The following is a 469-nucleotide window of genomic DNA, read 5'->3' on the forward strand; positions in this document are numbered from 1 at the left end:
GACACTCAAAAACGAAAACCTCACGAGACCGTCTCAGAGTGGTTTGCACGCATTCGATTCGAACAATCTGTGAAACCTTATGCCGATGTACGATATGGAGAACTGGACGTGATCGACGAGCGCTCACTTCATGATTTCAAAGTATCTGTCAGACAATACATCCAACACTACAAAGGAGAGAAATCTTGATGAACATTCGTACGATGATTGAGGAAATCAACCAAGTCTATTTGGGAAACCCAACAGTGGTAGAACTGTGTGTGACATCGCTGTTGGCAAACGGACATGTGCTCTTAGAAGATGTACCTGGAACCGGGAAAACGATGTTGGCCAAGACATTAGCGACGAGTTTCCACGGCGACTTTTCAAGAATTCAGTTTACAGCCGACTTATTACCGTCAGATATTGTCGGTTCAGATTTTTTCAATCTAAAGACGCAAGAGTTTGAAAACAAGCAAGGCCCGATCTT

At 43.7% G+C, this 469-nt stretch carries 1 protein-coding gene and 1 pseudogene; both read left to right on the forward strand.

Features of this window, described 5'->3' with window-relative positions:
• Nucleotides 1–189: pseudogene (locus KNP95_RS15970) on the forward strand (hypothetical protein); the annotation flags it as partial.
• Nucleotides 189–469: AAA family ATPase (locus KNP95_RS15975; protein ID WP_214838359.1), on the forward strand; the 281-nt coding region annotated here is incomplete at its 3' end. The pseudogene KNP95_RS15970 and the gene KNP95_RS15975, both read left to right, overlap by 1 nt.

Source organism: Exiguobacterium sp. s36, assembly GCF_018618345.1.
GTDB lineage: Bacteria > Bacillota > Bacilli > Exiguobacteriales > Exiguobacteriaceae > Exiguobacterium > Exiguobacterium chiriqhucha.